The following is a 6,081-nucleotide window of genomic DNA, read 5'->3' as shown; positions in this document are numbered from 1 at the left end:
CGCGCGGCCCCCCCACCCCGCCCCGGCCCCCGGGGGGGTCCCCGGCGGGGCCCGCCCGGGGTCGCCGGCTCAGCGGAGGCGGCGCAGTTCGAGGGCGTTGTCGGTGCGGGTGATGGTCCGGCCGTCCGGGGCGGTCTGGACGCGTTCGTGCTCGCCGCTGTGCAGCACCTCCCACGCCCCCTGGGGAAGGCGCAGCGACTCCAGCACCTCGTCGGGGGTGGGCAGGTGCATGTCGTGGTGGTGGTCGTGCCCGCCGGCGTGGCCCGGGTCCTGCCGCTCCCACGGCGGCGGCCCGGCGTGGCCGACGATCAGCAGGATCCCGCCGGGTGCGACGGCCGCGGCGGCGTAGGCCATCAGGAAGGGCGCCGCGGGCCGCTCCGCGGGAGGGCGGTCAGCGCGGCGCTCTCCGCACGGGGGAGGAACGGCATGCCGTGATCATGACCGGGTGCGGCGGTCAGGACGACCATTCGCGGCGGCGGGCCTCGGCGAGGGCGATGGCGGTGGCGACGGCGACGTTGAGGGAGCCGACCCGGCCGATCTGGGGGATGTAGGCGACGGCGTCGGCGGCGGCCAGCAGGGCGGGGGAGCAGCCGTGGTCCTCGCCGCCGACGGCCAGGCAGACGTCGCCGTCCAGGGGCGCCTCGTGCAGCGGGACGGCGTCGCCGGTCAGCTCGATCGCGACGATCCGCAGCCCTTCCTCGCGGGCGGCTGCGGCCGCCTTGGCGGGGGTGACGGCGTGCTCCCAGGGGACGAGCCGTTCGGTGCCGAGCGCGGTCTTGGCGACGTTGCGCTGGTCGGGGGGTGTGGCGTTGCCGGCGAGCCAGAGGCGTTCGACGCCGAACACGGCGGCGCTGCGGATGATCGAGCCCATGTTGAACGGCTGGGTGACCGACTCCACCAGCAGGCCGAGGCGGCCCTCGGTGCGGCGCCGCCAGTCGCGGTTGAGGCGCTTGACGTCGGTGGGACGCAGCTGCCTGCGGCCGGGCGCGGAGTCGGTGGTGCTCATCGGGTGTGGCCTTCCGTGCGGGACGTGACGCGCAGGACGCGGTAGGCGGAGCGGGAGGCGATCCGCTCGGTGGGGAAGCCCTGGCCGTTCAGCCAGCGCTGCAGGGAGTCGGAGCCGAGGTGCTTCTGCACGACCAGGTGGGCGAGGCCGCCGGGGGACAGGCGGGGCAGCCAGGCCAGCAAGAGGTCGTGCAGGGCGGCCTTGCCGATGCGGATCGGCGGGTTGGACCAGATCGCGGCGAAGCGCAGCGCGGGGTCGAGCTCGTCCGCCGGCTTGAACCTTACATTGTCAAGGCCGGCGGTGGTGGCATTCGATTCCGCGAGCTCCAACGCCCTCCGATTAACGTCCACACCCCATACGCTCGCCTGCGGCGAGCGACTCGCCAGGGTGAGCGCGATGGGGCCGTAGCCGCAGCCGAGGTCGAGAAGGTCGCCGGCCTGGGGCGGCGCGGGGACGGTCTCGAGCAGGACGCGGGTGCCGGCGTCGACGCGATCGGGAGAGAACGTGCCGCTGTCGGTCTCCAGCCGCAGGTGCAGGTCGGGCAGGACCAGGTCGACGGTGCGGCGGCGGCTCGCGGCGCCGGGGCGCGCGGCGAAGTAGTGTTCCCCCACGTCGGCCGACCGTATCAGCGTTCGGGACGTCTCCGCGCCGCCGCGGCCCCCTGGCGTCAGGGCAGGCGGGAGAACCAGACGAGGGACGCCCCGCCGGCCGCCAGCGCGAACAGCAGCGCGATACCGGTGTAGCGGGCGGCGACGTCGCGGTGCTCGGTCTTGAACCCCAGGGAGCTGCCGATGTTGGCGTACACCTCGCGCAGCTGGCCGGCGTCGGCGGCCTCGTAGGCCTTGCCCTGGGTGCTGGTGGCGAGGGTCTTCAGCGCCTCCTTGTTGACCGAGACGCTGGTGGTCTCGCCCTCGATGTCGACGGTGCCGTACGGCGTGCCGAACGCGATGGTCGACACCGGGACGTGCGCGGCGCGACTGGCGTCGACGGCCTCCTGCACGGACCGTCCGGTGGTGTTGTCCCCGTCGGACAGCAGCACGATGTGGGCGGGCGGCGGGTCGTGCGCGGCCTGGGTGTCGAAGGTGCGGATGGCCTGCAGGGAGGTGAACACGGCCTCGCCGATCGCGGTGCGCTTGGCGAGGCTGAGCTGGTCGAGGGAGGCGATCGCGGTGTCGCGGTCGGCGGACGGCGCGGCGATCAGGTTGGCGTTGCCGGCGAAGGAGACGACGCCGACGTTGAAGCGGGACGGCAGCTCGCGGATGAACTTCTTGGCGGCGGTCTTGGCGGCCTCCATCCGGTTCGGCGGGACGTCCTGGGCCATCATCGACAGCGACACGTCGACGGCGACCATGATGGTGGCGCGGTCGCGGGGGATCTTGACGGAGCTGGCGGGGCGCGCGAACCCGATCATCATCAGGACGATCATGATGAGGAACAGGGCGGCGGCGACGTGCCGGCGCCAGCCGGGCCGTTTGGGGGCGACCTGGGAGAGCAGCGCGAGGTTGGTGAAGCGGACCGCGTAGTTGCGGCGGCGCATCTGCAGCACGATGTACAGGCCGGCGAGGATAGGCGCGAGGGCCAGCAGCCAGAGGCGGTCGGGCGACAGGAAGGTCATGGGCGCACTCCCGCGGTGGTGACGGCCCGTCCGGCGGCGCGGCGCTGGCGGACGGCGAAGCGGGCGACGTCGGCGATCCAGTCGCGGTCGGTGCGCAGGACGAGGTGGTGGGCGCCGCAGCGGCGCAGGGCGGCGCGGGTGTTCGTGCGTTGGGCGGCTGCGGCCTGGGCGTAGCGTTCGCGTGTGCGGCGGCTGAGGACGATCTCCTGGACGGCGCCGGTCTCGGGGTCGGTCATCTCGACGAGGCCGACGTCGGGGAGGTCGAGTTCGCGGGGGTCGATGACCTCGACGGCGAGGACCTGGTGGCGGGCGGCGAGGCGGCGCAGGGGGCTCTCCCAGTCGGGTTGCGCGTCCGGGCCGGTGCCGGTGTCGTGGGCGGCGGGTGCGGGCGGCAGGAAGTCGGAGATGACGACGCGCAGGCCGCGGCGGGTCTGGCCGCGGGCGAGGGAGGTGATGGCGGCGGCGAGGTCGCCGTGGGGTGCGCCGGAGGTGGCGGTGGTGCCGGACATGGCGGCGGGTGGTTCGGTGGCGGGTCCGGTGGGGGCGTCGAGGACGGCGTGCAGGAGGGCGTAGAGGGCGGCTTTGCCGGTGCGGGCGGGCCAGCGGCGCAGGCCGCCGGGGTGCTGGAGGTAGGCGCCGACGCGGTCGCCGAGGCGGACGGTGAGGAAGCCGACGGCGGCGAGGGCGGCGACGGCGAGTTCGCGTTTGACCATGCCGGCGGTGCCGAAGTCCATGCTGGGGGTGAGGTCGACCAGGGCCCAGGCTTCGAGTTCGTGGTCGGCGATGAGGTCGCGGACGTGGGGGGTGGTGGTGCGGGCGGTGACGGCCCAGTCCATGTGGCGGACGTCGTCCTCGCCGGGCTGGTAGAGGCGGGCTTCGGCGAGTTCGGTGCCGGGCCCGGGGAGCAGGCCGAGGTGCTCGCCGTTGAGCAGGCCGTCCAGGCGGCGGGTGACCTGGAGTTCCAGGCGGCGCAGGGTGCGTTCGGGTGCGAGCCTGGCGAGGGTGTCGTCGCGGCGGGGCCGGGTGGTCATGCGGTGGTCACCGCCGCGGCGCCGTGGTTCCAGACCACGCGGGGCGGGGGGACGGCGGCGAGGATCTGGTCGACGACCTCGGCGGGGTCGGTGCCGTCGGCGAGGGCGTCGAAGGACAGGACGAGGCGGTGGGAGATGACGTCGCGGGCGACGGCCTGGACGTCGTCGGGCAGGACGTAGTCGCGTCCGGACAGCAGGGCGAGGGCGCGGGAGGTGGCGACGAGGCCGAGGGTGGCGCGGGGGCTGGCGCCGATCTCGATGACGGGGCGCAGGTCGGGCAGGCGGTACTGCTCGGGTTCGCGGGTGGCCATGACGAGGCGGACGATGTAGTCGGCGACGAGTTCGTGGACGGAGACCTCTTCGGCGGCGCGTTGGAGGTCGCCGAGGCGTTCGGGGTCCAGGAGGGGGGTGGCTTCGGGGGGGTCGACGCTCATCCGCTGGAGGATGTGGAGTTCTTCGTGGGCGGAGGGGTGGTGGACGTCGATCTTCATGAGGAAGCGGTCGCGCTGGGCTTCGGGGAGGGGGTAGACGCCTTCGGATTCGATGGGGTTCTGGGTGGCGAGGACGATGAAGGGGCGGGGGAGGGGGTAGGTGTTGCCGCCGAGGGAGACCTGGCGTTCGGCCATGACCTCCAGGAGGGCGGACTGGACTTTGGCGGGGGCGCGGTTGATCTCGTCGGCGAGGACGAAGTTGACGAAGACGGGGCCGAGTTCGACGTCGAACTGTTCGGTGGAGGGGTGGTAGATGCGGGTGCCGACGATGTCGGAGGGGACGAGGTCGGGGGTGAACTGGAGGCGGGCGAAGGTGCCGCCGACGACTTTGGCGAGGGTGCCGACGGCGAGGGTCTTGGCGACGCCGGGGACGCCTTCGATGAGGCAGTGGCCGCGGGCGAGGAGGGCGACGACCATGCGTTCGACCATGTGGTCCTGGCCGACGATGACCTTTTTGACCTCGGCGAGGGTGTTCTGCAGCAGCGCGGCGGCCTCGTCGACGTCGTTGGCGGCGATGGTCATGTGTGTGTCCCTCACTGTGCGGCGGGTGTGAGCGGGCGCGTTCCGACCCTACGCGATCACTTGTACCCGTTCGTGCGCGATCCGTGCCTGTGGTCTGGTGCGGGTGGGATCGGGGGTGGTCGGGGTGGGGTCGTGGTGGGGACCGGGGGAGGGTGCGGTTGTTAGTGTGGCGGGCATGTCGAGGCCGTTGCCCCCGGGCGATCCCGCGCAGTTGGGGCCGTTTCGTTTGTCGGCGCGTTTGTCGGAGTCCGCTGCCGGGATCGTGTTCTTGGGGGTGGACGGTGAGGGGCGGCGTGCGAGTGTGGCGGTGCTGAACCGGGGTGCGGCGGAGGATGCGGCGGCGCGGGATCGGTTCCGTGCGGCGATCAATGCGGCGGTGCCGGGTGCGGGTGGTGCGGGGCGTTTCGGTGGTGGGGGGCGTGGGGGTGCGCCGGTGGTGGCGGCGCAGCCGGATGGGCCGGCGCCGTGGGTGGCGACGGCGTACGAGGCGGGCGGGCCGGGTGCGGAGCGGTTCTTGGAGCCGGTGGTGCTGGGGGGTTCGCGGCGGTGGGGGCGGCGGCGCGGTCCGCAGTTCCAGCCGCATTGGCTGGGGTCGTCGGAGGCGGCGTTGGCGCGGCCGCGGGACGAGCCGGTGGTGGGGCCGGCGGCGGCTCCGGAGCGTCCGCCGGAGCGGAGTCTGGTGGCGGCGGTGCTGGCGTTGGCGGCGGCGTTGGTGGTGTTGGTGGTGTTGATGGCGGTGCTGTTCTCGTGTCAGCCGCGGCCGAAGGATCCGCCGCCGGAGCCGCCGGAGCCGACGCCGTCGGTGACGGCGTCGGTGCCGCCGCCGTCGCAGCCGCAGCCGGGGAATCCGCCTCCGGGGAGTCCGCCGCCGTCGGGGGTGCCGACGCCGTCGCCGTCGGGTTCGGGTGGTGGCGGTGATGGCGGGCCGTTGTGAGGGCGGCCGGGGGTGCGGGCTGCCCCTTTTTCATGATCGCTTTGTGGGGCGGGTGGTCGTAGCCCGGGGCGATGACGGTTTTTGAGGTGCGTGCTGTGGACGCTTTGGCCGATCGGTACGTGGATGCTTTCGCGGCGTTGGATCCGTGCCGGGCGGCGATGATGGGGATCGCGGGGCAGGAGTCGCGGTTGACCGATTTCGGGCCGGAGGGGTGGGCGGCGCGGGCGGAGTTGACACCGGCTGGGGATGTTGGCGGGCGGGCAGCAGTTCCGCGCGGCGCGGGTGATCTTGGACATCGGGTTGCAGGCGATCGCGTACAAGGTGGGGGGAGCGGGTGTGGCTGGAGGGGCGTGCGGAGGCGCGGCGGCGTGCGGGTGCGGCGTTCGATCTGGGGGAGTTTCACCGGCGGGCGCTGGATCTGGGGCCGATGGGGCTTGATCTGCTGCGGTCGGAGCTGGCGCGTTTGTGACCTTCGCGGATGG

8 protein-coding genes are annotated in these 6,081 nt (G+C 73.5%); 2 read left to right on the top strand and 6 right to left on the bottom strand.

The genetic code is table 11. The features are described from left to right. Nucleotides 1-69: 69 nt before the first annotated feature. The 6 genes from F8568_RS41350 to F8568_RS41325 form a co-directional block, all read right to left on the bottom strand. Nucleotides 70-354: a hypothetical protein gene (locus tag F8568_RS41350; RefSeq protein WP_202125952.1), complete on the bottom strand. Its 285-nt coding sequence runs from the start codon at nucleotides 352-354 to the stop codon at nucleotides 70-72. A gap of 100 nt (nucleotides 355-454) precedes the next feature. After that, nucleotides 455-1,006, bottom strand: coding sequence for a TrmH family RNA methyltransferase (locus F8568_RS41345; protein WP_151599434.1), 552 nt, complete (start codon nucleotides 1,004-1,006; stop codon nucleotides 455-457). Further along, nucleotides 1,003-1,617, bottom strand: coding sequence for a class I SAM-dependent methyltransferase (locus tag F8568_RS41340; protein WP_151599432.1), 615 nt, complete (start codon nucleotides 1,615-1,617; stop codon nucleotides 1,003-1,005). Before F8568_RS41340 ends, F8568_RS41345 begins: the two co-directional genes overlap by 4 nt. Before the next feature lie 56 nt (nucleotides 1,618-1,673). Continuing rightward, nucleotides 1,674-2,621 carry a VWA domain-containing protein gene (locus F8568_RS41335; RefSeq protein WP_151599430.1) on the bottom strand — a complete coding sequence of 316 codons (948 nt, stop codon included), beginning with the start codon at nucleotides 2,619-2,621 and terminating at the stop codon, nucleotides 1,674-1,676. Then, nucleotides 2,618-3,652: a DUF58 domain-containing protein gene (locus tag F8568_RS41330; RefSeq protein ID WP_151599428.1), complete on the bottom strand. Its 1,035-nt coding sequence runs from the start codon at nucleotides 3,650-3,652 to the stop codon at nucleotides 2,618-2,620. The genes F8568_RS41335 and F8568_RS41330 overlap by 4 nt, the downstream gene beginning before the upstream one ends. Next, complete coding sequence (locus tag F8568_RS41325; protein ID WP_151599426.1) at nucleotides 3,649-4,665, bottom strand: AAA family ATPase; 1,017 nt, start codon at nucleotides 4,663-4,665, stop codon at nucleotides 3,649-3,651. Before F8568_RS41325 ends, F8568_RS41330 begins: the two co-directional genes overlap by 4 nt. Before the next feature lie 175 nt (nucleotides 4,666-4,840). Between F8568_RS41325 and F8568_RS41320 the strand changes: the two genes are divergently transcribed. Next, the gene (locus F8568_RS41320; protein WP_160573947.1) at nucleotides 4,841-5,599 is read left to right on the top strand and encodes a hypothetical protein; all 759 of its coding nucleotides are present in this window, start codon (nucleotides 4,841-4,843) and stop codon (nucleotides 5,597-5,599) included. A 334-nt stretch (nucleotides 5,600-5,933) separates the two neighbouring features. After that, nucleotides 5,934-6,068: a DUF885 family protein gene (locus F8568_RS51310; RefSeq protein WP_202125951.1), complete on the top strand. Its 135-nt coding sequence runs from the start codon at nucleotides 5,934-5,936 to the stop codon at nucleotides 6,066-6,068. Nucleotides 6,069-6,081 lie beyond the last annotated feature (13 nt).

Origin of the sequence: Actinomadura physcomitrii (assembly GCF_008923205.2) — a bacterium.
GTDB lineage: Bacteria > Actinomycetota > Actinomycetes > Streptosporangiales > Streptosporangiaceae > Spirillospora > Spirillospora physcomitrii.
Note: the sequence above shows the minus strand (reverse complement) of the source record. Positions and strands in the feature narration are given on the sequence as shown.